This window comes from Bulleidia sp. zg-1006 (assembly GCF_016812035.1).
Taxonomy (GTDB): domain Bacteria; phylum Bacillota_I; class Bacilli_A; order Erysipelotrichales; family Erysipelotrichaceae; genus Bulleidia.
The window spans coordinates 763,594-788,598 of the sequence record NZ_CP069178.1 but is presented as its reverse complement, the minus strand read 5'-3'; the positions used below and the strand labels follow the sequence as shown (position 1 = coordinate 788,598).

The 25,005-nt window shown below is 35.5% G+C and carries 27 protein-coding genes, 1 pseudogene and 1 riboswitch; of the genes and pseudogenes, 26 read left to right on the top strand and 2 right to left on the bottom strand.

Annotation, left to right across the window (positions count from 1 at the left end; genetic code table 11):
• Positions 1 to 41: 41 nt before the first annotated feature.
• A complete protein-coding gene (locus tag JOS54_RS03930) occupies positions 42 to 1,412 on the top strand; it encodes a DEAD/DEAH box helicase (protein ID WP_203244336.1) in 1,371 nt (456 codons plus the stop codon).
• On the opposite strand, the gene ispG is transcribed toward JOS54_RS03930, so the two are convergent.
• Positions 1,409 to 2,485: a flavodoxin-dependent (E)-4-hydroxy-3-methylbut-2-enyl-diphosphate synthase gene (gene ispG, locus JOS54_RS03925; protein WP_203244335.1), complete on the bottom strand. Its 1,077-nt coding sequence runs from the start codon at positions 2,483 to 2,485 to the stop codon at positions 1,409 to 1,411. The two genes, JOS54_RS03930 and ispG, sit on opposite strands and share 4 nt — an antisense overlap.
• A 98-nt stretch (positions 2,486 to 2,583) precedes the next feature.
• Here ispG and rpmG point away from each other — a divergent pair, with 98 nt between their 5' ends.
• The 14 genes from rpmG (at position 2,584) to JOS54_RS03855 (ending at position 12,058) form a co-directional block, all read left to right on the top strand.
• The gene (gene rpmG / locus JOS54_RS03920; RefSeq protein WP_203244334.1) at positions 2,584 to 2,736 is read left to right on the top strand and encodes a 50S ribosomal protein L33; all 153 of its coding nucleotides are present in this window, start codon (positions 2,584 to 2,586) and stop codon (positions 2,734 to 2,736) included.
• 26 nt (positions 2,737 to 2,762) lie between these two features.
• The gene (locus tag JOS54_RS03915) at positions 2,763 to 3,353 is read left to right on the top strand and encodes an MBL fold metallo-hydrolase (RefSeq protein WP_203244333.1); all 591 of its coding nucleotides are present in this window, start codon (positions 2,763 to 2,765) and stop codon (positions 3,351 to 3,353) included.
• 53 nt (positions 3,354 to 3,406) lie between these two features.
• The gene (locus JOS54_RS03910) at positions 3,407 to 4,348 is read left to right on the top strand and encodes an ATPase, T2SS/T4P/T4SS family (protein ID WP_203244332.1); all 942 of its coding nucleotides are present in this window, start codon (positions 3,407 to 3,409) and stop codon (positions 4,346 to 4,348) included.
• A 13-nt stretch (positions 4,349 to 4,361) separates the two neighbouring features.
• Positions 4,362 to 5,309 carry a hypothetical protein gene (locus tag JOS54_RS03905; RefSeq protein ID WP_203244331.1) on the top strand — a complete coding sequence of 316 codons (948 nt, stop codon included), beginning with the start codon at positions 4,362 to 4,364 and terminating at the stop codon, positions 5,307 to 5,309.
• A gap of 13 nt (positions 5,310 to 5,322) precedes the next feature.
• Positions 5,323 to 5,625, top strand: coding sequence for a competence type IV pilus major pilin ComGC (gene comGC, locus JOS54_RS03900; protein WP_203244330.1), 303 nt, complete (start codon positions 5,323 to 5,325; stop codon positions 5,623 to 5,625).
• Positions 5,603 to 5,908 carry a prepilin-type N-terminal cleavage/methylation domain-containing protein gene (locus JOS54_RS03895; protein WP_203244329.1) on the top strand — a complete coding sequence of 102 codons (306 nt, stop codon included), beginning with the start codon at positions 5,603 to 5,605 and terminating at the stop codon, positions 5,906 to 5,908. Before comGC ends, JOS54_RS03895 begins: the two co-directional genes overlap by 23 nt.
• Positions 5,909 to 6,067: 159 nt before the next feature.
• Positions 6,068 to 6,457 (top strand): competence type IV pilus minor pilin ComGF, encoded by a 390-nt coding sequence (locus JOS54_RS03890; RefSeq protein ID WP_203244328.1) that lies wholly within the window; start codon positions 6,068 to 6,070, stop codon positions 6,455 to 6,457.
• Positions 6,447 to 6,767 carry a hypothetical protein gene (locus JOS54_RS03885; RefSeq protein ID WP_203244327.1) on the top strand — a complete coding sequence of 107 codons (321 nt, stop codon included), beginning with the start codon at positions 6,447 to 6,449 and terminating at the stop codon, positions 6,765 to 6,767. The genes JOS54_RS03890 and JOS54_RS03885 overlap by 11 nt, the downstream gene beginning before the upstream one ends.
• A gap of 36 nt (positions 6,768 to 6,803) precedes the next feature.
• A complete protein-coding gene (gene efp / locus JOS54_RS03880) occupies positions 6,804 to 7,361 on the top strand; it encodes an elongation factor P (RefSeq protein WP_203244326.1) in 558 nt (185 codons plus the stop codon).
• A 58-nt stretch (positions 7,362 to 7,419) separates the two neighbouring features.
• Positions 7,420 to 7,533, top strand: a riboswitch (FMN riboswitch).
• Between the two features lie 56 nt (positions 7,534 to 7,589).
• Positions 7,590 to 8,210 (top strand): ECF transporter S component, encoded by a 621-nt coding sequence (locus tag JOS54_RS03875; RefSeq protein WP_203244325.1) that lies wholly within the window; start codon positions 7,590 to 7,592, stop codon positions 8,208 to 8,210.
• A gap of 57 nt (positions 8,211 to 8,267) precedes the next feature.
• Complete coding sequence (locus tag JOS54_RS03870; RefSeq protein ID WP_203244324.1) at positions 8,268 to 9,104, top strand: hypothetical protein; 837 nt, start codon at positions 8,268 to 8,270, stop codon at positions 9,102 to 9,104.
• Positions 9,104 to 9,748, top strand: coding sequence for a (d)CMP kinase (gene cmk / locus JOS54_RS03865; protein WP_203244323.1), 645 nt, complete (start codon positions 9,104 to 9,106; stop codon positions 9,746 to 9,748). Before JOS54_RS03870 ends, cmk begins: the two co-directional genes overlap by 1 nt.
• Positions 9,749 to 9,761: 13 nt before the next feature.
• Entirely contained in the window at positions 9,762 to 11,075 is a 1,314-nt protein-coding gene (gene der, locus JOS54_RS03860) for a ribosome biogenesis GTPase Der (protein ID WP_203244322.1), read from the top strand.
• On the top strand, positions 11,072 to 12,058 hold the full coding sequence (locus tag JOS54_RS03855; RefSeq protein WP_203244321.1) for an NAD(P)H-dependent glycerol-3-phosphate dehydrogenase: 987 nt from the start codon (positions 11,072 to 11,074) through the stop codon (positions 12,056 to 12,058). Before der ends, JOS54_RS03855 begins: the two co-directional genes overlap by 4 nt.
• A gap of 52 nt (positions 12,059 to 12,110) precedes the next feature.
• On the opposite strand, the gene JOS54_RS03850 is transcribed toward JOS54_RS03855, so the two are convergent.
• Entirely contained in the window at positions 12,111 to 14,615 is a 2,505-nt protein-coding gene (locus tag JOS54_RS03850; RefSeq protein ID WP_203244320.1) for a transglycosylase domain-containing protein, read from the bottom strand.
• An 88-nt stretch (positions 14,616 to 14,703) separates the two neighbouring features.
• Between JOS54_RS03850 and dnaE the strand changes: the two genes are divergently transcribed.
• From dnaE to JOS54_RS03800, 11 genes and pseudogenes are all read left to right on the top strand, one after another.
• The gene (gene dnaE / locus JOS54_RS03845) at positions 14,704 to 17,715 is read left to right on the top strand and encodes a DNA polymerase III subunit alpha (RefSeq protein WP_203245751.1); all 3,012 of its coding nucleotides are present in this window, start codon (positions 14,704 to 14,706) and stop codon (positions 17,713 to 17,715) included.
• A 189-nt stretch (positions 17,716 to 17,904) separates the two neighbouring features.
• The gene (locus tag JOS54_RS03840; protein ID WP_203245750.1) at positions 17,905 to 18,555 is read left to right on the top strand and encodes a methyltransferase; all 651 of its coding nucleotides are present in this window, start codon (positions 17,905 to 17,907) and stop codon (positions 18,553 to 18,555) included.
• Between the two features lie 14 nt (positions 18,556 to 18,569).
• Positions 18,570 to 19,406, top strand: coding sequence for a hypothetical protein (locus JOS54_RS03835; protein WP_203245749.1), 837 nt, complete (start codon positions 18,570 to 18,572; stop codon positions 19,404 to 19,406).
• Positions 19,407 to 19,795: 389 nt separating this feature from the next.
• Positions 19,796 to 20,233, top strand: coding sequence for a hypothetical protein (locus tag JOS54_RS07880; protein WP_238928377.1), 438 nt, complete (start codon positions 19,796 to 19,798; stop codon positions 20,231 to 20,233).
• Positions 20,234 to 20,270: 37 nt separating this feature from the next.
• Positions 20,271 to 20,504 (top strand): DUF3021 family protein, encoded by a 234-nt coding sequence (locus JOS54_RS07875; protein ID WP_370541417.1) that lies wholly within the window; start codon positions 20,271 to 20,273, stop codon positions 20,502 to 20,504.
• Positions 20,505 to 20,570: 66 nt separating this feature from the next.
• Positions 20,571 to 20,771: pseudogene (locus JOS54_RS03825) on the top strand (GNAT family N-acetyltransferase); the annotation flags it as partial.
• A 58-nt stretch (positions 20,772 to 20,829) separates the two neighbouring features.
• Entirely contained in the window at positions 20,830 to 21,399 is a 570-nt protein-coding gene (locus JOS54_RS03820; protein WP_203245747.1) for a ClbS/DfsB family four-helix bundle protein, read from the top strand.
• 104 nt (positions 21,400 to 21,503) lie between these two features.
• On the top strand, positions 21,504 to 22,073 hold the full coding sequence (locus JOS54_RS03815; RefSeq protein ID WP_203245746.1) for a hypothetical protein: 570 nt from the start codon (positions 21,504 to 21,506) through the stop codon (positions 22,071 to 22,073).
• Positions 22,074 to 22,320: 247 nt separating this feature from the next.
• On the top strand, positions 22,321 to 23,025 hold the full coding sequence (locus tag JOS54_RS03810; protein ID WP_203245745.1) for an energy-coupling factor transporter transmembrane protein EcfT: 705 nt from the start codon (positions 22,321 to 22,323) through the stop codon (positions 23,023 to 23,025).
• Positions 23,022 to 24,428 carry an ABC transporter ATP-binding protein gene (locus tag JOS54_RS03805; RefSeq protein ID WP_203245744.1) on the top strand — a complete coding sequence of 469 codons (1,407 nt, stop codon included), beginning with the start codon at positions 23,022 to 23,024 and terminating at the stop codon, positions 24,426 to 24,428. The genes JOS54_RS03810 and JOS54_RS03805 overlap by 4 nt, the downstream gene beginning before the upstream one ends.
• The gene (locus tag JOS54_RS03800) at positions 24,418 to 25,005 is read left to right on the top strand and encodes an MptD family putative ECF transporter S component (RefSeq protein ID WP_203245743.1); all 588 of its coding nucleotides are present in this window, start codon (positions 24,418 to 24,420) and stop codon (positions 25,003 to 25,005) included. Before JOS54_RS03805 ends, JOS54_RS03800 begins: the two co-directional genes overlap by 11 nt.

Here is a 25,005-nt window from a genome sequence, read left to right as displayed (position 1 = left end):
TTATTTTGTTGGCTCCCTTTATACTTATTATAGGTGATTATATGAAAAAGTTTGAAGATTTACACATACAAGAACCATTAAAACAATGGTTGAGGGATAAACATTTTAAAGAAATGACTGCCATTCAAGAGGAAGTCATTCCTTTATCATTGCAAGGGAAAGATATAATTGGTCTATCCGAAACAGGCTCCGGTAAGACACATGCGTTTTTAGTGCCTATTTTTGAAAAAATTGATGTTGCCAGCGATTATGTCCAAGCCGTGATTACAGCGCCTACGCGTGAACTGGCTTATCAAATTTATGCGATGGCAAAAGAAGTGGAAGCTTATTTTCCAAGCATTCGCATTAGTGCTGTTGTGGGTGGTAAGGAGCGGGCAAGAGATAGTAAGAAGTTTCAACTACAACAACCGCATGTTGTGATTGGTACACCAGGTCGGTTGAGGGATTTATTTTTAGAAGATAATTCTTTGCGTTTAGATAAAGCGAAAGTAATGGTTGTGGATGAAGCCGACATGACTCTGGAGTTTGGTTTCTTAGCGGACGTGGATGCGATTGTTTCGCGAATGAATGATGTACAAATGTTGTCATTTTCAGCTACTTTACCAAACCAGTTAAAGCCTTTTATTAGGAAGTATATGCATCATCCAATTACCATTGAAATTGGTAAACATCAATCCAATAATAAGAATATTGAGCATGTGTTAGTGCCTTGTTACCACAGAAGCTATGCCGAAACCATTTTAAAGATTATGCCCGGCTTTAATCCTTACGTCTGTTTAATATTTGCGAATTCGCGGAAAGAAGCGCATGAGATTGCCCAAGAATTGCGTGACCATGGTGTTAAATTAACTGAATTGCATGGTGATTTAAGTTCACGTGAACGTAAACAAGCCATGAAACAAATTACCCAATCACAATATGAATATGTGATTGCGACAGATTTGGCAGCCCGTGGTATGGATATTGGTGAAGTTGGTTTTGTTATTTCTTGTGGCTTTCCTAATGATTTAGAATACTACATTCATCGTGCTGGTCGAACCGGTCGAGCAGGACTATCCGGTACTTGTTACGCATTGTACCATGAGCAAGATGATGAAGCTATTCGTTCTTTAATGAAACAAGGTATTCCATTTAAACACCGCCGTTTCCATCACCATAATTGGCAAGACCTTCGTCCTTATGGTCAACGTCGAGCAAAAAAAGATACGGAAATGCAGAAACAGATTGCTAAAATGATGACCAAGAAAAAGAGGAAGGTTAAACCTGGTTATAAAAAGAAAAGAGAAGCGGAAATTGATAAACTCTATCGTCGTAAAAAGAGAGATTTTATTCGTTCCAAGATTAAAGAAGAAAAGAAGGCTCGTTATAAACAAAGAGCGAAAGAGCTAAGAGATGGCAATGAAAAAGCTTAGTTGGATTGACTAAGCTTTTCTTGTACTAGTTTATTAATTTCTTCAATCAAGGTATCCCGTAGTTCTGCTTGAGGAACTTTCCGAATGACTTCTCCTTTACGGAAGATAAGACCATGCTTGACACCACCAGCAACCCCAATATCTGCCCTAGAGGCTTCTTGGATACCATTAACAGGACAGCCCATAACCGCGACAGTGATATTGGCTTGTAAGTCTTTTAAATAGTCTTCCATCTCTTTCACCAGTGGTAACATATCATATTGAATACGACCACAAGTTGGACAAGCGATTAAATCCGGTACATCTTCTATCAATTTAAAACTCTTTAATAATTGTTTGCCGATATAAAGTTCTTCAATGGGTGGGGCAGAAACAGAAACACGCATTGTATCACCAATTCCCCGGTAAAGAAGAGCTCCCAAGGCGGCCGATGATTTAATGGATGAATCACGGAAACCTCCTGCTTCAGTAAGCCCTAAATGCAAAGGATAAGGGTATTTTCGGGATGCTTTTTCATAAACCTCAATGGTTAAAGCCACATTCGAGGACTTAAACGATAAACAAATATCTTTAAAGTCTAAATCTTCTAAAATTTTAATATGTTTATCAGCACTTTCTAGCATAGCCTCCGAACAAGGACCACCATATTTTTCCAATAGTTCTCTTTCAATGGAACCGGAATTTATGCCAATACGAATTGGTACATGTCTTTCTTGACATTTTTTAACCACGGCTTCTACATTTTCTTTAGCACCAATATTACCGGGATTGATGCGAATCGCATCAATCCCTAAATCCAAACAAGTGAGGGCAAGTTTGTGATTAAAATGAATATCAGCCACTAATGGTACAGTTGTTCCAGCTTTGATTTCACCAATTTTCTCAGCATCTTTTTCATTTAAAACAGCTAGACGAACAATCTCACATCCAGCTTCAGCTAATTCATTGATTTGTTTGATACTGGCTTCAACATCATGGGTTGAAACATTTGTCATGGATTGTAAAACACACTTATTTTGACCACCAATTTGGACAGAGCCCACGTAGATTGGTCTTGTTTCAGTTCGTTTCATCTGTGTCCTCCTAGAAAGTATTTTTCCACTATTTCATTTATTTGTCCACTAATAGAAATCTATGTTATAATCTTCTAGCGAAGACCAGGAGGTGTATCATGGCAAGAGAAAATGTCATCTTAGTCTGCTCAGAATGTGGTGAAGAAGACTATATCACGACAAGAAATAAGCGCAAGCATCCTGAAAAATTGGAAGTTATGAAATATAGCAAGCGTCTTAGAAAAATGACTCTACATAAGGAGAAGAAATAGTCATTGGACTATTTTTTATTATATCTATGAAAGTTATTTATTTAAACCAAGGAAAGTTTCAAGAAAATACTTATATTTGTTTGGAAGATAAGGAAGCCCTTATTATTGATCCGGGCAATTCTTTTTTATCCATACAAGCTAATTTACAAGGTTATAAAGTTGTAGGAATTTATTTAACGCATGGTCATAGTGATCACACCGTGTCTGTGGATGATCTCATGGACGCCTATCCGGAAGTACCTTTATTCATGCACGAAGGGGATCGTGACTTCATTGATCCAAAACTTTTTATTCCTTATGGGGCTGCTATTTATCATTCTTTTATAGCGATTCAAGAAGGACCACTTGCGATAGGGCATTTCCAAACAGAGGTCATTTATACTCCAGGTCATTCGATGGGGTCTACTTGTTTACGAATCAAAGATTGCTTGTTTTCAGGCGATACATTATTCAAAGGAACCGTTGGTCGAAGTGATTTGTATGGTGGGGATGAACAGGTTCTTATGCAAAGCTTAAAAAAGCTAAAGAAATTAAATCTTTGCTTAAAGGTCTATCCTGGTCATGACCAAGTAACAACACTAGCCTATGAGCTACAAAACAATCCTTTCTTAAGATGAGATTTCTCATCTTTTTTTGTGGATTTTTCAGTTTAAAGGGAATACAAGTATGCATGGATATGAAAGCAAGATTAAAAGATTGGTTGAAAGAAGCTTTACTTCGTAAAGCCAGTGATATTCATTTTATCAAGCAAGATGGGAAAGCCATTCAAATGGAATTTCGTACCATGCAAGGAATTGAAATGGTTTCAACAAAGCCGGAAGATGAACGTTTATTTCATTATTTGATGTATCTAGCTAACTTGGATGTTTCAAGGGCTTATCTACCACAAAGCGGCTCTTTTGAAATTCAAATTGGCGAACAGAGTTTAAGCTGTCGTTTCGCTCTTATCCAAAGCCACCATCAACAATCCGCTGTTTTAAGAATTCTAAATCACAATCATCACTTTCAAATTGAAGAATTAACCACTTCCAAAAATAACCGGGATTGGATGCGAAGGATGATGGCTATGAAAAGTGGCTTTGTGTTATTCAGTGGTTTAACAGGAAGTGGTAAGACAACAACTATGTATAGCATATTACAACAAATTCAAGGCAAAAAGATATTTAGCTTGGAAGATCCTATTGAAGTCTATCAAGAAAACATGGTTCAGCTTCAGGTTTCTAAGGAACAATTAAGTTATGAAGAAGGAATTAAACAATTATTAAGACATGATCCAGATATTATTCTCATTGGTGAAATTCGCGATAGTGTTGCTGCTAAAATGGCTTATCGTTGTGCATTAACAGGTCATTTGGTGTTTAGCTCTATTCATGCTTCTAGTTCTATACTGGCCATTCGACGGATGGTGGATTTGGGTGTTCCCTTAGGTCGATTAAAAGAAGTGTTGGTTGGTATTTCTTATCAAGAACTAGTGGAAGAAGATGGTCATAAACAATCAATTTATGAAGTTATGGATGAAAAGGAGTTGAGTTATTATTTTCAAAATCAGAAACATTCCCCTGAATTTGTTCCATTGGAAAAACAGCTTTCTCAAGAGATTTATTTCTTTTGAGGATTGTTTGTACTTGAATCAACTTTTAAAACAAGATATTCCCTTAAAAGATGCCTTGAGTTTGATTGAAGAGAAAAGAAACGAAAAAGCGATTAACAATTTAATAAGGCAATTGGAACAAGGGGAAGCTTTAGAAGTGGCTTTTCATTCTATTTGTCCTAAAAAACTATGGCTTCATTTGGAAGGCTTCTTACCATTCTTATCCTTTTCAAAAGCCTTGGAATTATCCATTCGTTTACTACAAATGGAAAATCAAAAGAAAAAAGCCATGGAAAAGAAATTGTCCTATCCATTTTTATTGCTGGTCTTGGTTAGTGCTGGTAGTTTTGCGTTTTCGTATTTCATTCTACCGACAATGGTAAAGCTGATTGGTAGTGCAGCGGTTGAAAATCAATCTCTAAAACAAGTCGAAAGAAGTTTGCGAATTTCTTGGATAATGATGGGCGTATTGTCCATTGTGGTGCTTAGCTTTGTGTTTTTATTAAAGATGAAGAAAGTACAGATTGTTTTGTATCGACTATTAAGTAAAATCTATCCCAAAAGTTATTTTGTGCAAAAGGGTTCGATAGAATTTGTAGAGTACTATTTGGAATGTTTACGATTGTGTCTATCGAGCCAAGAAAGTTTTCATTTATTAAGTAGTATTCAAGAAAAGCCACCGGTGCATTATATCGCTAGTGAATTTGACCGTTTATTATGTTTCGGCATTTCATTTCAACGGATTTATTCCCATCGTATTGTTGAGCCGAATTTGCAGCGATTTTTTCAACTATCCTATTTCTTTAAAGATACCATTCCTTTATTAGAGCGTTATTTAGCCATCGCAAGAGATAAGCAAAACCAACGTTTAAAACATTTTTCCATTCTTTTACAATGTTTTGCCTATGGTCAAATTGCGTATCTATTGGTTTTGATGTACCAAGTTATTCTTTATCCAATGCAGTTTCTACAAAAATTTTGAAAGGAGAAAAAAGATGAAAAAGAAAGTTCGTGGTTTTACCTTATTAGAAATGGTTATTGTTATTTTGATTATTTCGGTGCTGTTTCTTTTGGTTGTTCCAAATATTCAGAAGACATTGACGATTGTGAATAATAAAGGTTGCCAAGCTTTAGAGAAGATAGGGGATTCTGCCATTCTTCAATATAAATTAGCTCATGATCGTTTACCTAGTTCCATTAGTGAATTGGTTTCAGAAGGACTTTTGAGCGAAAGCCAATTGACTTGCGATGGTTCAAAGCATCTGATTATTCAAAATGGACAAGCCAAAGTTCGTTAGAGCGTTTAGTTTAATGGAATTATTGGTGGTATTGTCGGTATTATCCGTTTTATTTCTATGGACACCAAAACCTCATTTTCAAAGTTCTATGTCTAAACAAGAATGGTCTTTGAATTATTTACTAGCTCAAAGTCAAGCAATGGCAAATAAAAGAAATGGTAGCTATGAAGGGATATTTTTCTATCCCAACGGCTATGTTAATCAGGGGCAAAATAGATGGATAGATGTTTTAAAACAAAAGGTGGTGATTCGTATTGCACAAGGTCGACTGCGCTGGGAATAGAAAGGGATTTTTTCTGATGGAAACATTGATTTGTGTGTTTGTTTTTATGATTTTAGTTACTTTGGGCTATCAGACGATTTTGTATCTACAAAATGATAAAAGTCTAGAGCATTACCAAAAATGGACACAAAAGAATTTTAAAAGGGAGAAGTGTTCAGTATGCGAAGTCAAAGAGGAAGCCTCATCATCGACGTCTTATTGTCCATATTTATTTTGGTTAGTTTAGTATCTATCATTCCTTCTTTTTTAAAAACACAAAGAAGAGGTGAAACGTATATTCTTTGGCAAGATGAAATCTCTTTAGCCCAATTAAGAAGAGAACTTTTACTTGCAAAAGATATATCCATTGAAAACAATCAATTGCATTATCGCATTGGTAAAGAAGAGAAAGTATTATCTATGGTGAATAAAAAGTTAATTTTACAACCGGGTACGCAAATCTTTTTGGAAAATTTAGAGGATATTTCTTTTGAAGAATCGCAAAAGAAGATTTATTTGTTTTATAGAATAGGACATACCAAAAGAAAAGTGGGGATTTATGTACCATAAAAAGAAAGGTTTTATATCCATTTATTTTTTAGCTTTGTTTCTATTTTATAGTCAGTATCTTATCAACGAGTTAACTCTAAAACAAAAAGAATTTATTATTCAAGAAAACCTTAAAAAAGATTATTCCTTTTATCAAGAAGAAAGAAAAATCCTTCGTGAAGTAGAATGTGATTTGAAAAATGGAAAAATCAAAGAAGAACAAGTGATAAGAAACATTATTTATCCGGAAAGAAGAAGTCTAAAAATTAAGTTAGATTTAGAGAAAAAGGAAGTTGTTGAATATCGCTTTCAAGTTGATAAGTCCTCTTGAATTGGTTAAAATAGCGTAGAAGAGGTGGTAATAGAAATGATAATAGTGAATGATTTGAAGCCGAATATGTCTATTTCGTATGAGAATAATTTGTATACAGTGATTAATGTGGATCATAATAAGACAGCGATGCGCCAAATGATTATTAAAGTAAAGGTTCGTAATATGCGTACGGGTGTTATCCATGAACTTTCCTTTACTGGTGGTGATAAAGTTGAACAAGCTGAAATTGATAAAAGAAATATGCAGTATCTATACGATGATGGTACGAATTTAGTCTTTATGGATAACGATACTTATGAACAGACAGAAATTCCTAAGGAACGCTTAACTTGGGAAATGCAGTTTATGAAAGAAAATGACAATGTGATTGTAACGACGTATGGTAGCGAAATCTTAGGCGTTGCTTTACCGGATAAAGTTACCTTACAAGTCACGGAATGTGAGCAAGCTGTTAAAGGAGATACAGCAACTTCCGCCACAAAGAATGCAGTGGTTGAAACTGGTCTTGGCATTAAAGTACCATTGTTTATTCAAAATGGTGAAATGGTGGTTATCAGCACAGCTGATGGCAAATATTGTGGTCGTGCTTAAAGAATTCGCTAATGAATTCTTTTTTTCTTGCAAGGTTGTTATTTTTTTCTATAATTAGAGTGTAACTCAGGGCAGGGTGAAAGTCCCTACCGGCGGTATACCCCGCGAGCCTATGGCATGATTCGGTGTGATTCCGAAGGCGACAGTAAAGTCTGGATGGAAGAGTCTTTTATTATTTTTCCTGAGGTTACTTATAACCTCTTTTTTATAAGAGGAAAGGAGAAACCTATGTCAGAGAAAGCTCAAATGGTAGGAAAAAAAGTTTCTACCACAAGGCGTGTTGCGTTAATTGCTATTATGGGAGCCTTAGCATTTGTTTTAATGTCCATTGAATTTCCATTACCTTTTATTGCGCCACCTTACTATAAGTTTGATTTAAGTGAAGTGGCTGTTTTGATTGGTGGTTTTAGCTTAGGATCACTGGCGGCGGTATGTATGGAAGCCTTAAAGATTGTTTTACACCTTCTTTTCAAAGGAACATCCACCGCTTTTGTTGGGGAAATAGCGAATTTCTTAATGGGTCTTGCGTTTGTGCTACCAGCAACGCTTATTTATAAAAATCATAAGACAAAGAAAAATGCCTGGATTGGTTTATGCATAGGTACATTAACCATGGCGCTTATAGCTGTCTTTGCGAATTATTTCTTATTATTACCAGCCTATGCCTATTTCTTTCATATGAGTATTGAATCGATTGTTAAGGCAGGACATGCGATTATTCCATTAATCCATAATCCATTAGGATTTGTGCTTTTCTCAGTGCTTCCGTTTAATTTATTAAAAGGAAGTATTGTGTCAATTTGTACTTTATTATTGTATAAATCAATAAGTCCATTATTACATCGTTAATTAGAGCCAAAAGGCTCTTTTCTTTATGGTATAATCTTTTTGATTGGAGAGGTAATTATGGCAGAGTTTTCCCGTATAAAAAAATATAAAGATTTAAGAAATAGTTTACAAGAACAGGAATCCTTTCAAGATACTACCATTCAAAGTGAAGAACTATCTCGATTAGCTCGTCGCTTGAATGAAATTGATCAAAGTAATTTTAAAGCTCCTAGTGAAGAAATTAGTGAACCTAAAAAGGCGAGTCATGCGAAGGAAACCATTCGTGTACCACGCCAACCAAGTCTGATTGATCAAGCGGATTTATCACCGCTAGAGGCCTTAACTCATGTAGAATCTTCACCTTTGGACAATGAATATATCAGCCAATATTTAAAAGAAGCGAAACGTTATAATGTGGAACATGGCAACGCGGTTAGTGAAGAAACTTCTTTGGACATTTTAACTTCTTTAAAGAAAGAAGAAAAACCAACACGTCCTTTTCCAAAGAAACAACGTCGCTATGAACCATTGGAAGATAGTAGCACAACGGATATTCCTTTCCAAAAAGTAGAGGCAGAAAGTGAATCAACTCAAACTTTAACAAAAGCGGATATTATGAAAGAAGTACAGGATATTATGGCAGGTAAATCCGTTTCAGCTGTGGAAGATTCACAATATTCCATGGAAATTCCTAAACTTAATCGACAAGAAGAACAATCCACTCGTCAACAGCTTCTTAATGAAACAACTTCAATGCGTGCCCAACTTGAAAACTATGGCGATGATGTAGCTTCTTTAAATACAAAGATGAGAAGAACCAATCGTATTTTAAACATTGTATTGGTGATTTTGATTGTGGCTTTAGTGATTATCTTAGCTTTTGTATTTATGAGTATCTTTGGAGGTAAGCATTAATGGAACGTTATAATATTGCAATTGATGGTCCAAGTGCAGCTGGTAAAAGTACGATTTCAAAATGCCTTGCAAAAAAGCTGGATATGACGCATTTGGATACGGGGGCTATGTACCGTTGTTTAGCGTTAAAAGCTATTCGCTTGCATATTTCTCAACAGGATGAAGAAGCTTTATTAGATTGCTTAAAGAAAACTGGAATTCTTTTAAAAGGGGAACAAGTTTTCATGGATGGCGAAGATGTTAGTCAAGCCATTCGCAATCCAGAAGTCTCTTCGGCTGCTTCTAATGTCTCAAAATGGGCAAAAGTACGTCAAGAAATGGTTGCTCGTCAACAAGTCTTGGCTAAAGAAAAAGGATTTATCATGGATGGTCGTGATATTGGTACCGTTGTCTTGCCGGATGCCAAATTAAAAATTTTCTTAGTGGCTAGTGTAGAAGCAAGAGCGCAACGTCGATTCTTGGAGGATAAGTTAAAAAATCCTTCCCTTACGCTAGAGGAAGTTAGGCGGTCCATTGCTGAAAGAGATCGCCAAGATGAAACAAGATTGGCTTCACCATTGGTACAAGCTAAGGATGCTAAACGCATTGATTGTTCAGATATGAGTATTGAAGAGGTCGTGGATAAAGTTTGTTCGTACCTTTAGAAAGGGGTTTAATATGAAAGAAATGGTATTAGCCATTGTTGGTCGACCAAATGTTGGTAAAAGTACTATTTTTAACCGTTTGGTTGGTGAAAGAATGTCTATCGTAGAAGATATACCCGGGGTGACACGCGATCGTTTGTATGGTAGCGCTGAATGGGCGGGAAACTCCTTTCGAGTCATTGATACGGGAGGAATTCAATTAGCCAATCAACCATTCCAGACGGAAATTAGAGCGCAAGTAGATATTGCGATGGAAGAGGCGGATATCATTTTAATGGTTTGTAATGGTGCTGAAGGGCTTAGTGAAGATGACCATTTCATTGCCGGTTTATTACAAAGAGCTAAAAAGCCGGTGGTTCTAGCTATTAATCGAATTGATGATTCAAGTCGAATGATGAATATTTATGAATTTTATGAGCTTGGTTTAGGTGAACCAATGGCTTGTTCAGGAATTCATGGTATTGGTGTTGGAGATATTTTGGATTGTTGTTTTGAGCTGATGCCGGAAAGAGTGGATATTCCAGAAGAAGAGGGTGTTAAGATTGCTGTGATTGGTGAGCCGAACGTAGGTAAATCCTCTTTAGTTAATGCGATATTAAATGAAGAAAGAGCGATTGTATCCAATATTCAGGGTACAACTCGTGATGCCATTGATACAGCATTTGTTCATGATGAAAAACCATATATTATCGTGGATACAGCCGGGATTCGTAAGCGGGGAAAGGTGTATGAATCAGTTGAAAAGTATTCAGTTTTAAGAGCTATGCGAGCCATTGAGCGTTGTGATGTGGTCTTATTTGTGATGGATGGAGAAGCCGGTATTCGTGAACAGGATAAACATGTGGCCGGTTATGCAGTAGAAATGAATAAACCAATTATTATTGTTGTAAACAAGTGGGATATTGTTAAAAAAGATGATAAAACCATGAATGAATTTACACAAAAAGTAAGAAATCATTTCTTATACTTGAGTTATGCACCAATTGTGTTTGTATCAGCGAAAACACAACAACGTGTGCATAAGATTTTACCAATTGTTGATGAGGTCTTAGAAAATGCGAAACGAAGAATTCCAACGAATGTCTTAAATGAGGTGATTGGCGATTCACAAGTCACAACACCTGCACCAACACACAATGGTAAGCGTTTTCGTATTTATTATGCAACACAAGTGGGCATTCAACCACCAACCTTTGTGTTATCTTGTAATGATCCAAAATTATTACATTTTACCTATGAACGTTTTTTAGAAAATACATTAAGAAATGCGTTTGCTTTAGAAGGAACGCCAATTCGTATGATTGCTCGAAAGAAGGTGTCGGAATGAAAATAGCCATTCTTGGAACAGGGGCTTGGGGGTCGGGATTAGCTCAAGTAGTAGCGGATAATGGTCATGATGTACAAATGTGGGGTAAGGATGTTGGTGAAGTAGACGACATTCAAAATAATCACCATAACACCAAGTTTTTTAGTGCTGAATTAAATCACAATATCCATGCTAGTACTGATTTAGAAGTGATAAGAGGTAGTCGAGTTGTTCTGATGGCAGTGCCTTCCATTGCATTAGAACCAGTTGCGAAACAGGTTAGTCCTTACTTAGAAGATGGGGTGATTGTTGTCAATGTGGCGAAAGGATTTCATCCCGAGAATCATGAACGCTTATCACTTGTTCTTCAAAAAGCCTTTCATGATAAAAAAACTCGAATTGTAAGCTTGATAGGACCAAGTCATGCAGAAGAAGTGGTGCTTCGTTTATTGACATCGGTGAATGCGGTTAGTGAAGATGATGAAGCTTCCAGAATGATTCAAGAAATATTCTCCAATCATTATTTTCGTGTGTATCGCAATCATGATTTAATCGGAGCTGAAATTGGTGTTGCATTAAAGAATGTAATGGCTATCGCTTCCGGTATTTTGGATGGACTGGGACAAGGAGATAACGCTAGAGCAGCTTTAATGACGCGTGGTCTAGCCGAGATGAGCCGTTATGGTATTTATTTTGGTGGAAAACCCGAAACCTTTTTGGGCTTAGATGGAGTAGGAGATTTGATTGTGACTTGTACGTCTCATCATTCTCGTAATTTCATGGCAGGCTATGAAATTGGCAAAGATGATAGTGCTAAGAATTTCTTAGCCAATAATCAAAAAACGGTAGAAGGCATGTATGCTTGTAAAATTGTTTATGTAGAGGCGAAGAAACATCATATTGATATGCCAATAACGAATGAAGTCTATGCGATTTTGTATGAAGGTAAGAAACCAAGCCAAGCCATGGTGGACTTAATGGCTAGAGAGTTGAAGGCTGAATAATTGATTTGGCGTCATTATTGGTGAAAGAATAAAGGAAGCTATGAAGCTTCCTTTATTTAGTTGCATTATTTAAGGCTTTATCTTTTTTCTGTGTGTCTTCAGGACTGTAGTAACCAGCGCTTGTACAAATTTTTTCTGATTTTTTACCATTATTGACCATCCAACCACAAGCTTTAACTGTTCCTTTAAAGTAAGCAGGTAAACCTTCCCAAGTATTTTTCTTGGATTGAATGGTGGTAATGTATTTATCATCTTGATAAAGATCCATGTAGAATTGAGCGTTTTTTAACGAAGGCAGCCAACCATTACTGGCAAGACAAGAACCTGATTTAGAAATATTATTGTAACGATCATGAAGAGAAATATCTCTGTATCCACTACAAACATTTTGTGCACCCCAGTTCGCATAGATTAAGCCATTGGAAATTGAAGCGTGGAAGAAAGCTAAGTGATTGGCATTATTCTGATAATCACCGGCATAGACTGTTGGTACATTTTCCAGTCCTTTTTTAGAAACCATGGAAGTGATTGGATTACGGATATTCTGTCTATCAATTGCAATATGAGGATAAGTTCCTTTAGAGTACCTTATATTCACAACATCCTCCGGCTTTTGAACACCATTTAATTGAACACCGGGGATTTTTTCTTCCACATCCAACATTAAGTTATTAATACGACCGGGAAGATTTAAAGCACGTTTCCAATTGTGGAGATAGGTTCCTTCCCCTTTTTTTGCAGAATCATAACCTAACCAAACGGCATTGGTATAGTTGGAGCTAGAGGCAACCATCCAACTATCTTTAGCAGCTCCCTTTGGGATACCGTACGATAGACCGGAAGAACCCCAGTCAGTCGTTCCGGTCTTTGCGTAAATAGGATAGGAGCGTTTCAAAACTTGCATATAGTTATAAACACCAGAGGTTACGTTATTAGCCATTAAGACATCTGTCAAATAAGCAGAACCACTTGAAATTACTTGTTTATTTTGATTTGGTGGTAAGTATTCTTTACCATTATAAACAATCTTACGAATGGTATGCGGTTGGTTGTATTTCCCCAGATTCACAATTGCGGCGTGAGCCCCCGCTACTTCCGTAACAGTTGTTGTAAATAAATTACCGCCAATCGCAATAGAAGGATGGAAATTACCATAACGAGCTTTTTTGAAACCAAGACTACGAAGGTATTCCACATACTTATCTGAACCAATCTTAGCCGTCACGGCTTCGAAGGAGCGAATAGCAGGAATATTTAAAGAATGCGCCAAGGCAGTTTTGATATCCACATCACCACGATATTTCGTCTCATTACCGGCATTATGTAAAACACGTGATTCAGAAGGAAAGGTCATTGGTTGATCCAAGAGCATTTCATCGGTTGAATAACCCAAATATTCAAAAGCAGGAGCGTAATCAACGATTGGCTTAATGGAAGAACCGGGTTGCTTATAGCTTGAAACGGCACGATTTAAAAGACGAGCACTGCCACCATAATGACGACCACCACCAATCCCGACAATCTCACCATTTTTATTATTGATAGAGACAAGCGATATTTGCATATTTTTATCTGGGAATCGAAAGAATTTTTCATTTTGAATTTTTTCGATTTGTTCCTGAATTTGAGGTACTAAAGTAGTATGAATTTCCATGCCGGAAGAAACCGGATCTTTACCGGTTAATTCTTGAGCCTCATTTAAAACGGCATCCACAAAGGAACTGTATTGGGAACTTTCCGTTCTTAAATGCGTATTCCCTTTTAATAAATTTTCAACCTTGATGCTCTTCGCTAATTTTTTTTCATTAGCACTAATATAACCATGGTATTCCATTAGGTCTAAAACTTCATTCCGGCGGGAGGTAGCGTATTCTAAGTAACGATAAGGATTATAACGATTTGGTAGATTGATAATGCCGGCTAACAAAGCGGATTCCGATAGAGATAAGTTTTTAGCATCTTTAGAAAAATAATATTGAGAAGCTTTTTGAACGCCACGAATCCGATTACCAAAGTTTAATTTATTTAAATATAACTCAAAAATTTTTTCTTTGGACATTTTCTTTTCTAATTCGGTTGCCAGAACAATTTGTTGAGCCTTGTAGGATAAAGTTGCTTTTCTTTCCTTATCTTCAGTCGAGAAATAAGTGTTTTTGACCAGTTGCATGGTGAAGGTGGAGCCACCTTGAACATTATGATGAATAAGTGTTTCTAGGACTGATTTTGTGAAACGAGGTACATCAAAACCATTGTGAGCAAAGAAGCGAGAATCTTCAACGGATAAAAAAGCATCAACTAACGATTGGGGCATATCTTTATAGGAAATGTTTTCACGATAATAACTACCGACTTCTGTAATGAGTTTATTGTTTGCATCATAAATTTTTGTTGATTCGGAAGAATTTAAGTCATCCAAGTTTAAATTTGGCTTTCCTGCTAATAATTGTCTTCCTTTAATAAGTGCAAAGCCGCCAGCTAACGCATATAAAACTAAAATACCAACGAGAACACAATTAACATAATATAAAAATGATTTTTTCGCTTTTTTCTTTTGCATAATACGCCCCCTAACCGTAATAAATGGTACTAAAAATAAGGTATAAAGTAAAATGAAAAGAACGTCTGTTTTCGTTTATAATAAGAGTATGTTTAGTCATTTGCTTGTGACATCAGAATATAGTTTTTATCAGTCAATCATACGCTTAGAAGACTATGTTTCATACGCAAAAAAGCTTGGATATAAAAGTCTTGTCTTAAGTGACCACAATGTTTTGTCGGGTCATTCTTTATTTGGAAAACTTTGTGCAAAAGAGGGGATACAAGCTATTTTTGGTATGGAAATGGACGTTCAAATGGAAAATACGATTGTGCCTTTTTTAGCCCTAGCAAAAGATAATCGAGGTTATCAAGAATTAATCCAAGATTCCTATCTCATTAGTCAAAAAGCTTCTCTTCCTTATGAAGTCTTAAAGAAACATTCTAGTCATATTCATTTGGTTGTTTATGGTGAGGGGGGCTTATTTGATGAGGCATTATTAAAAGGACAAAGAGATGTATTGGATGAGCAACTAAGTCAATTTCACCAAGACTTAAAAAACTTTGATGTAGCGATTTCCTATAACGAAAATAGGAAATTTCGTGAATGCAATACACTATTAAAACAAGTTTGTAAGGCAAAAAACATTCCGACAGTTGCGATTCCAAAGGTTAAATACTTAGAAGCTAAGGAAGCCAATGATTTTCATATTTTAGAACTATTAGAAAAAAAGAAGAAGATTTCTGATCCAACTATACCAGTTTTAGTCGGTCGTTATTTTTATTCTTTGGCAGAAATTAATCATTATTATGATCAAGAGGACCAAGAAAGAGCCAGTCAAATTGCTCGTGAATGCCATGTGGACTTATCGCTTTTTCAAACCAACTTACCAAAACCATTTTTCTTAGGAGATAAAGATGAAAAGGCTTATTTAAAACAATTGGTTTTACTGGGACTGCAAAAAAGACTTCAAACAAAGGACATTCCAAAAGTCTATTTAGAACGCATTCAAATGGAATTCAATATTATTTGTAAGAAACAATTTGAACGCTACTTTTTAATTGTTTATGAAGCTATCCGCTATGCTCATAAACAAAACCTTACGATTGGTGTGGGCAGAGGGTCGGCGGTTGGATCTTTAATGGCTTATGCGATGGGAATTAGTCAAGTGGATCCTTTGAAATATGGTTTGTTGTTTGAACGCTTCTTAAATCCAAATCGTTTGCGAATGCCAGATATTGATATTGATATTGCCGGTCAAGATCGTCCTGTACTATTGAAATATTTACAAGAAATTTACGGCTATGAGCATGTGGCTTTGATTTCAACCTTCCATTCTTTAGCCAGTGTGGAAGTGGTGCAATCACTTTGTCAGTGTTATTCCCTAAGGGAAAGAGAAGCGAAGTCTTTAAGTATAGCGGTTAAAAAAGCGAGAGCTAAATACAAAGTAGATGATTTGCGTCTTTTAGAAGAAAAAGACAAGGCTTTACGCAATGCTATAAAACAATCCAAAGCTTGTCAGGAAGTATTTGCGACAGCGAAGAAATTAGAGGGTTTATTGATATCCGATTCCATTCATCCGGCTGGTATTGTTTTAAGCGAAAAAAGTTTAATGGATATTGTACCGGTCATTGATAGCCATGGTTTTCTGAAAATTCAATGGGATAAAGATAGCTTAGAGGAACATGGTTTAATTAAGATTGATTTCTTATCTTTAAGTAACCTAGACTTCTTAAAAGAATTATTACAGAAAACCAACTTAAATACGGATATCCATCATTTAAATTTAGAAGATAAAGAAAGCTATGCTTTATTAAATCGTGGTTTAACTTCCGGTTTATTCCAATTCGATGCGAATTTTATTCGTAAACAATTGCCTTATTTAAAACCAACTTCTTTTTTGGAATTGGTTAATGTACTAGGAATTGCTCGTCCCCAAGCGGTAGGACACATTCCTCAATACATCGAAAATAAAATATCGGATTATCCATCTTTTATTCAAGAAATTGTAAAAGATACGCATGGGGTTTTTATCTTTCAAGAACAAGTGATGCGACTATTAGTGGCTGTCACAGGTATTGATTTTGCTCAAGCTGAAACCATTCGTAAAAACGGGCATAAACAACCAGAATTAGTCAAAGGTTTTCAGGAAAGATTTGATGCCATCCATCCAGATTTATGGAAGATTGTTAAAGAATTTATGGGTGGCTTTGGTTTTAATTTATCGCATGGAGTTGCTTATGGTTTGTTAGCATACCAAATTCTTTTCCTCAAGGCACATGATCCATTAACTTTTTATGAAGTCTTATTGAACCAATCCTTGAAATCCGGTTCTTTAATGAGAAGCATTCTAAGAGAAATGCGCATTCAAAAAATTCCTTTCTATCCATTTGATTTGCGTTGTAAAGAGGCGTACTGCAAGAAATATAAATCAGGTATTCAACTTGGTTTAATGGCAATACCATCCTTGCGTTATGAAACGATAGAAAAAATTCAAAAAGATTTTGAAGAAAATGGAGGGTACAAAGATTATTTCCAATGTATCGCTCGTTTATCCCTGTTAGGTTTAACGCAGGATCAGGTTCGAGAATGCATTAAAGTTGGTGCTTTGGATTTCTTTGGGTATAGTCGTAGTAGCCTTATTCATCAATTAGAAGTCGCATTTCGTTATGCGGATTTATGTGTTGTCTATGAAGAAGGGAAGAAGAGTTTAAACTTTGATTTAGTATCCAGTCCGATTTTAACAAATCAAATTGAAACATTGGATTTAAAGCGTCAATACGAGCAAGAAATCCTTTCTTATAGTCTACAATTAGATGCTTCAGCTTTAATTCGTCAAAAGAACCATTGGTCCTTACCATTTTTGAACACATGGTCAAAACAACCTGAACAAACCGGTCTGGCAACTATTGCCCAAATGAAAGAATACCAAGATAAAAATGATCATTTTATGGCTTTTGTGCGTTTGGAAGATGAAAGTGGTCATGTAGAGGTTTTAATTTTTAGTAAACTTTATGAAAGTATTCGTGGAAAATTAAAGGTTGGACAAGTGGTTTGCATGAAAGGTCGTATTACCAATCGCCAATCTATTGAACTTTTGAAATTAGAAAGAGTGGGCTAATAAAAAGGAAATAGTCATCGTAGATGATGAAGATTTCATTCGTGAATAAGCGTCATTGCAAACTTGGTAAGTGGATGTGGCGAAAAAAGGGCAAGAAATCATCTGGAATCGTCAGCAAAGTCTTTTGCTGGAAATAGTGAAAGTAGGTGCTTGTTGCTAGCAATTGTAAAGTCTATATGGAGTATAAAGATGAGTGGTAAAAGAGATTATTTAAATGGAACAAGGTATAGTCTTAAACAGGAAAAAAATTGGTATCATTTTAATAGTGATACTGAATTGTTAGGTCGTTTCTTAGAAGTGCATGATGAAGAAAAGGTATTGGATATTGGTTGTAACCAAGGAGCTTTATTGTATTATGCTAAGGAAAAGGCTGATATTATCGGTCTTGGTGTGGATGTGTTTGAAGAGGTTCTGGAAAGTGCTAGAGAAAATGCTTGCTATAATCAAGTTGACTTCACGTTTGTTTGCTCAAAAATTCAAGATTATCGGGGTGAACTAGTGGATGTGATTGTCTGCAATCCACCTTATTTTGTAAGTGACTTAAAGAATGATAATCCTTATTTGGATGTGGCGAGAAGGCAAGCACATCTGCCAAGCAAAGATTTGATGGAATCGGTTCATCGTCTTTTAAAAGGAAATGGTCGCTTTTATGTCGTGCAAAAAGCAGAAAAGGTAGGTACTATGATAGAGGAAGCTTATGTCCAAGGTTTATCTTGTGTGCGTTTGGGTTTCGCTTATGCCCATAGATATTCCAAAGCGAAAAGTGTTTTAATGGAATTTAAATGGGGTAAGAATACGGATTGTTTGGTAGAAGAAGCAATCTTCTTAGAGGAACGATAGAAAGGAAAAGGAAGATGGGACCATATTGGATTTGGCTATGTTTGGCAGCGTTTATACTTGTCTTTTTCTATGCCTTGATTGGTCTATGGAAATCGCGTTTTCAGCTTTCTATTTCCTATGTCCCGGAAGAAGTCAAGGGAAAGACTCTTTCTTCCTTTGAACGACTTCAAAAGGAGTTAGCCATTCGTTGGCCTTATCAGAAAGTATATATGACTTATCAAAAAGGGATTTATGGTTGTCTATGGACTTATTTACCTAGTCAAATGAAAGAGGGATCCCTAGTCTTAGTGATTCATCGAGAAGCTTTATTTCCAATTTTTGAAAAATTGGATCAGCTTTTTCAGGAAAATGTACCAACGGAGAAAAAAATTAGGGTTCTTTTAGTGGAAGAAAATCCAAGTCAAGCTTTTGTGGAGTTTGGCATTCAAGATACCACAATTGTTCAAACGGAATTGGAGTTTCCTTTTGCTAAGGGACTTTCTTATCAACAAGAAGCGGTTTGGGATGTGTATTTCAAACACGAAATAGATGTTGAGAGATTGAAATCATATTTCCCGGATTGTCATGTACAAGCTATTGAGCAGGGTATACGTATTCGTTTTCCTCGTTATGAACTTTACCATAAAGCGAGAAGAATGTTAAAAAAGATGGTTGAAAAAGAAGGTTTTTTATTAGAATCAGTCATTGAAAGAAATGGTTTTCAAGAAAAAGAAAAAGGAATTGTAAGCCAATTCCAATATAGTTTACCTAAGAATTCTCATTTTATTGGTGCAGGCTATCGTAAAAATGAAGATGGTTATATTTATATGAAGTTTATACATGAATTGTTAAAAAAAGGCGGTCTATTGTGATGTGATCCCCAAAAGTTAGACCAAAATCTAACGATTAGGAGGTCGGTACAAAATCTACCGTCTTTTCTTTGCAAATTTTTAAGGGAGGAAGCAAATTGATGAACTTTGACTATCTCCATAAATGATTTTTAAATAGCAGGGAATCCGACAGTAGAAAAAAGAGCTTAAAAATGATACAATATACAAAATAGAATCTGATGGGGTGAAAAATGTTAATAAAAAAAGCAATAACCAGGGGAATTATCCCATTAATCATAATGACGACACTATCAATAATCATGAAATATCAAGGAATAGATACTTTTCAAGTTAAGGTACATTTTTAGTTGGGATTATCGCAACTTCGATAGCTGAGGCTTCTGTCATATATGAAATTGGGAAGGGGTAAAATGAGAAAATCAAAAAACTTACAAATGTATATAATTATTTTATCATTAACAGGAATTCTATCATCCATATTATTACCATGGTCAAGATTGTATAGGGGTAGCATCCCACCGGGAAATATTCCGGATACAATATACTACGGATATGAAAAAATAGGATTATTTAGTTTAATTCCACTTGTAATTCTTCTTTGTTTAACTGTATTTTCACTTGTTAAGAAAAATTCTTGTAAATATTTTAAAAAAATAAGTATTTTATTAGATAGTATCACTTTAGGGGTATGTCTATTTGATATACTGAGAATTAAATTAAAATATGGAGGAATGACGGGATTAATCCCTATCATAGAAAAAGGTCCTTTTGTTATAGGTCTTATTTCAATTTTAATTCTCATTGCATTGTTACGTATTCCTGTTGAAAAATCAAATAATAACAACTAAAAAGCTGTGAGCAATGAGGTGAGCCCTATATCAAGGAATAGATACTTTTCAAGTTAAAGGTATATTTTTAGTTGGGATTATTGTAATTTTGCCGGCTACGGCTTCTGTCATATATGAAATTGAAAACCGGTCTTTACTCAAGCAATCAATTGCTCACTTTATAATTATGTTCCTGACGGTATTTCCATGCTTATTAGTAAGTGATGGGATAGCGTTAAAAGGAGATTACAGTTTTGATGAACTAAAAACATGGTTAGATAGAAATTTGTAAATTAGAAGTTGAAATAAAAAATTCCTTGAAACATGGAGGTGTAGTATGTGTGGAATTTCTACCGATTCGCTTCTTAAGGAATACAGAAACTTGGGAATTGGGACAGAACTTATGAAACAAATTCTTTTGACCTTGAAAGAAAGAGGATATAAGAAAGTTTCATTATCTGTTCAAAAGATAAACTATGCAGTGGGTATGTACGAAAAATTAGGTTTTGAAGTTGTTCGTGAAAATGAAGAGGACTATGTTATGGTTTGTAAACTTTAGTTTCTGGCAACCCCCAATTTGTAGGGATAGATAAATTAGAATTTACGGAGGTGATTTTTTGCGAGTGTACGAAAATAAAGAAGAACTCAAGGCTGAAATAAATAAAACATTTGAGAAATATATTTCAGAATTTGATAATATTCCGGAGAGTTTAAAAGATAAGAGGACCCCTGAAGTTGATAGAACACCGGCGGAAAATCTCGCTTATCAGGTGGGATGGACAACCTTAGTTCTTAAATGGGAAGAAGATGAAAGAAAGGGACTGAAGGCAAAGACCCCATCGGATAAATTTAAATGGAATCAATTGGGTGAATTATATCAGTACTTCACAGATACCTACGCTCATTTATCCCTACAAGAGTTGAAATCCAAATTAAATGAAAATATCAATTCTATCTATGCGATGATCGATTCGCTAAGTGAGGAAGAATTATTTAAACCGCACATGAGAAAATGGGCAGATGAAGCGACTAAAACAGCCACTTGGGAAGTATATAAATTTATCCATGTCAATACGGTTGCACCTTTTGGCACTTTTAGAACGAAAATTAGAAAATGGAAGAAGATAGCATTGAAGCCACTTGAAGATGAATGGGAAAATAAGGCAAGAGAAATCATGCTAAAGTGATTGAAATGACAGTCATCCTGCCTATTTTTACGAAGGGAAATTTTGAGAGCTTGAATCATGCTGTTTGGCAAAACGGTAGAACCTGTTTGCTGAAGGGAGGAATTATGAACCAGATTGAGAAATATAGGATATTCAGTGCGGGGAAAGCCTTTGGTCACCGTGCAAAAATTGCTTTGGTGTTGCTTGATAGTAGCACAGCCTATGAGGAATTAAAAGAAGAAGCTTCACAAAGTATGGTTGCCGGAAGTTATGATTGTGCTGGCGGTGAACCGGCTGTCATACTTGAAAGAATTGCACTCGAATTGATATGTCGAGATATCCGTAATACGTGGTATTTGCCTGATAATGTAAAGTTTTGGGACAGGCGTTTTGGCAATCTATTTGAGACCAAGTTTTTTTGTTATGATGATGAGGTGGAAACGTGGAGTAAGATACTTTACAAATTCTTTGTAAAACTGCAGTGGATGCCGAAAAGAGAGGATTATATTTCAACCAGAAGCTACAATAATGGTTGGGGATATTTTGCAGAACTTTTAGCAGTTGTGAAACAAAATAATCATCCCGAATTTGATAAGTATTATGAAATTGCAGTTCAAAATGGAATGAATCCGGTGGTATTGGAACGAAAGGTGCAAGAACTGTCTGAAATAAAACAGTCCTTTGTCGAACTTTAAATCAATTTGGAATCACATTTGTCGAATGAAACATCGCATCTTTTGAAGGTTGAATCGATAGAAGTAATGTAAAAAAGCGATAAACAATGATGTGACCCCCAAAAGTTAGACCAAAATCTAACGATTAGGAGGTCGGTACATATGACTGTCTTTTTTAAAGGATAATTGGATAAAATGGTTAGTTGAAGCTAACTAAGCGCAATGGTATAATTTCTAAGTTAGTTATAACTAACTTAGAAAGGCAAGAATGGAAGTATTTCAACATACTGTCGTAACATCTAGTCACAAGCGTTTTCATCCCTTGAGCATTCTAGCTTTGAATGTTTTTATACCGGTTATAAATTCTGTATTTCCTAGTCAGAAAGGTGTCATTTTTACATTTACCATTGCTTTTTTGGTGCTTCTTTTTTCTGGAAAGATGAGGCGCTTTTGTAAAGGGATTTTCTGGATTTTGATTTTTTTTACTCTGTACTATATCGTAGGAAATTATTTTTATAGTCCAATTGCTATTTCTTTCTTTCGAATGTTGGTTTTATTTTTACCAACTATTTTATTAGCCTCTGTGATTATCTATGATTATAATTCTTCCGAGTTATTATCCGCTTTACAGCAACTAAAGTTACCTAAGATTTTAATCATTGCGATTACCGTTACCTTGCGTTATATTCCAACCTTTGCGGCTGAGTTTCGCTTGATTAAAGATTCCATGCGTTTAAGAGGAGTGGATGTTAGCTTTTATCATCCTATCCGTAGTTTTGAATATTTATTAGTACCACAACTCTTCCGTTGTTTAACACTAAGTAGCCAATTAACTATTGCTGGTCTTAGTAAAGGAATAGCGGCTAAAGAAAAGCGAACCAGTTATTTTGAACAATCTTTTCAACTTCGTGATGTTTCTTTGCTTGCTTTGGTGTTGATTGGCTATGGGGCTATTGTAGGAGGTCTTGTATGAATCACTTATTGGAAGCGAATGAGCTATCCTTTGCTTATCAATCTAATAAAACCTTAGATAGAATCACCTTTAAAGTTCCAAAAGGTCAACTCATCTACTTAACAGGTAAAAGTGGTTCGGGTAAGTCTACCTTGCTAAACATCATCAATGGAATTATTCCGGAAGTGATTGAAGGGGAACTGGAAGGGGAATTGTTTCGCAAAGGAAATAAAGAGGAAAGAATAGAAGATATTGGAAAATGGATTTCTAATATTTTCCAAAATCCTCGGAGTCAATTTTTTACAACCAATAGTACAGCGGAATTAGTCTTTCAAATGGAAAATTATGGTTTTTCAAAAGAAGAAATGAAACGAAGATTAAATAACTTATGCGATGAGTTTCATATCCATTCTTTATTAAATCGAGACATCTTTTCTATCTCATCAGGTGAAAGACAATTACTAGCTTTATTAACAGCTTTGATTATGAAACCTGAGGTTTTAATATTTGATGAACCATCCGCTAATTTGGATTATGGCAATGCGATGCGACTTAAGAAACAAATGCAACAATTGAAAGCAAGTGGAAAAACAATACTGGTCGCTGATCATCGTTATTTCTATTTAAAAGGAGTGGTTGATCAGATTTGGGTCTTAGAAGATAAAAAAATGCGTTGTTTTGATAGTGAAGAAGCTTTCTTAAATTCCAACTATGGAAAACGAAGCGCAAATTTATTTATAGCAGAGTACCCAAAACGAAAGATTGTTCCAAGCCAAGAACTTGCATTGGAATTAAGGAATATTGGCTATAAAACAATTTTAAAAAATATCAGTACAAAGCTTTATAAAAAAGAAATCTGTTTCTTGGTTGGCGTGAATGGGGCTGGTAAGACCACATTAGCGCGTATGATAGCTGGTTTAGTTAAGGCGGATACAGGAAAATTAGAACTAAAAGATAAAGTTTTATATATGATGCAAGATGCTGACTATCAGCTTTTTGCGCCTAGTGTTTATGAAGAACTAAGGATTAGTCAAAAGAAGGATAATCTTAACCAAAAAGCTTTAGAAGCTATGCACTTATTAGAACAAAAAGACCAACATCCACAAACTTTATCCGGTGGTCAGAAACAACGACTTCAAATGGCAATTAGTATGGTATCTAATCAAGGTATCTTCTTATTTGATGAGCCAAGCAGTGGTTTGGATAAAGATTCTTTGGAATTAGTTGCTCATACTTTTCAACAATTAAAAGAGGATAAATCTTTATTTGTGATTAGTCATGATTATGAATTGATACGCTTATGTGCTGAGCGCATCTTATATCTAAAAGAGGGGAAACTTCAAGAAGATTTCTATTTAACGGAAGATAAAATTCCCCAATTAAACAAAATATTTATAGAAATGGAGAAACATTATGAAAAATAATTTGAAAACAAATGACTTTTTATTGATTGCTTTATTAACAGCGGTATACATAATTATCTACTTTGTGGTAATGGCACTTATCACACCTTTAGGAGCAATGGGACATGCGATTAGTCCTGGTATTTGTGCTTTGTTCTCAGGCACTGTTTTATACTTTATGGCACGCAAAGTTGGGAAGTTAGGGCAATTCACGATTCTTACTATTTTAGTTATGGCGTGTTTTTCACTAATGGGCGGTGCTTATTTACCATGGATTATCTCTTCGGTTTTGACTGCTATTCTAGCTGATTTATTGGCCTCTCTTTCAAAGAAGACTTCCGTTTTTCGGCTAGCAATTTCATCTGGTATTATGCACGTTGGTCAAGCATGGGGTGCTATTATTCCGTCTTTATTCTTTGTGGATAAGTATAAGGAAGAATGGATTCGTCGCGGACAAACAGCTTTGGAAATGGAAGCTTATATCAAATACACATCGGGTATGTGGGCCTGGTATTCCAGTATTATTGTTTTTATGCTGGCGTTTGTGGGCATATACCTTGGTTACTTTATTTTAAAGAAACATTTGAATGGAAATTAA

Coding starts and splice junctions, on each gene's coding strand:
- JOS54_RS03895 (WP_203244329.1), top strand. CDS start 5,603: ATGGACAAGCCAAAGTTCGTTAGAGCGTTTAGTTTAATGGAATTATTG.
- JOS54_RS03910 (WP_203244332.1), top strand. CDS start 3,407: ATGGATATGAAAGCAAGATTAAAAGATTGGTTGAAAGAAGCTTTACTT.
- JOS54_RS03890 (WP_203244328.1), top strand. CDS start 6,068: ATGCGAAGTCAAAGAGGAAGCCTCATCATCGACGTCTTATTGTCCATA.
- ispG (WP_203244335.1), bottom strand. CDS start 2,485: ATGAAACGAACTGAAACAAGACCAATCTACGTGGGCTCTGTCCAAATT.
- JOS54_RS03805 (WP_203245744.1), top strand. CDS start 23,022: ATGAATCACTTATTGGAAGCGAATGAGCTATCCTTTGCTTATCAATCT.
- cmk (WP_203244323.1), top strand. CDS start 9,104: ATGGAACGTTATAATATTGCAATTGATGGTCCAAGTGCAGCTGGTAAA.
- JOS54_RS03810 (WP_203245745.1), top strand. CDS start 22,321: ATGGAAGTATTTCAACATACTGTCGTAACATCTAGTCACAAGCGTTTT.
- dnaE (WP_203245751.1), top strand. CDS start 14,704: ATGTTTAGTCATTTGCTTGTGACATCAGAATATAGTTTTTATCAGTCA.
- efp (WP_203244326.1), top strand. CDS start 6,804: ATGATAATAGTGAATGATTTGAAGCCGAATATGTCTATTTCGTATGAG.
- JOS54_RS03915 (WP_203244333.1), top strand. CDS start 2,763: ATGAAAGTTATTTATTTAAACCAAGGAAAGTTTCAAGAAAATACTTAT.
- JOS54_RS03840 (WP_203245750.1), top strand. CDS start 17,905: ATGAGTGGTAAAAGAGATTATTTAAATGGAACAAGGTATAGTCTTAAA.
- rpmG (WP_203244334.1), top strand. CDS start 2,584: ATGGCAAGAGAAAATGTCATCTTAGTCTGCTCAGAATGTGGTGAAGAA.
- JOS54_RS03875 (WP_203244325.1), top strand. CDS start 7,590: ATGTCAGAGAAAGCTCAAATGGTAGGAAAAAAAGTTTCTACCACAAGG.
- JOS54_RS03835 (WP_203245749.1), top strand. CDS start 18,570: ATGGGACCATATTGGATTTGGCTATGTTTGGCAGCGTTTATACTTGTC.
- JOS54_RS07880 (WP_238928377.1), top strand. CDS start 19,796: ATGAGAAAATCAAAAAACTTACAAATGTATATAATTATTTTATCATTA.
- JOS54_RS03815 (WP_203245746.1), top strand. CDS start 21,504: ATGAACCAGATTGAGAAATATAGGATATTCAGTGCGGGGAAAGCCTTT.
- JOS54_RS03930 (WP_203244336.1), top strand. CDS start 42: ATGAAAAAGTTTGAAGATTTACACATACAAGAACCATTAAAACAATGG.
- der (WP_203244322.1), top strand. CDS start 9,762: ATGAAAGAAATGGTATTAGCCATTGTTGGTCGACCAAATGTTGGTAAA.
- JOS54_RS03885 (WP_203244327.1), top strand. CDS start 6,447: ATGTACCATAAAAAGAAAGGTTTTATATCCATTTATTTTTTAGCTTTG.
- JOS54_RS03800 (WP_203245743.1), top strand. CDS start 24,418: ATGAAAAATAATTTGAAAACAAATGACTTTTTATTGATTGCTTTATTA.
- JOS54_RS03850 (WP_203244320.1), bottom strand. CDS start 14,615: ATGCAAAAGAAAAAAGCGAAAAAATCATTTTTATATTATGTTAATTGT.
- JOS54_RS03855 (WP_203244321.1), top strand. CDS start 11,072: ATGAAAATAGCCATTCTTGGAACAGGGGCTTGGGGGTCGGGATTAGCT.
- JOS54_RS03870 (WP_203244324.1), top strand. CDS start 8,268: ATGGCAGAGTTTTCCCGTATAAAAAAATATAAAGATTTAAGAAATAGT.
- comGC (WP_203244330.1), top strand. CDS start 5,323: ATGAAAAAGAAAGTTCGTGGTTTTACCTTATTAGAAATGGTTATTGTT.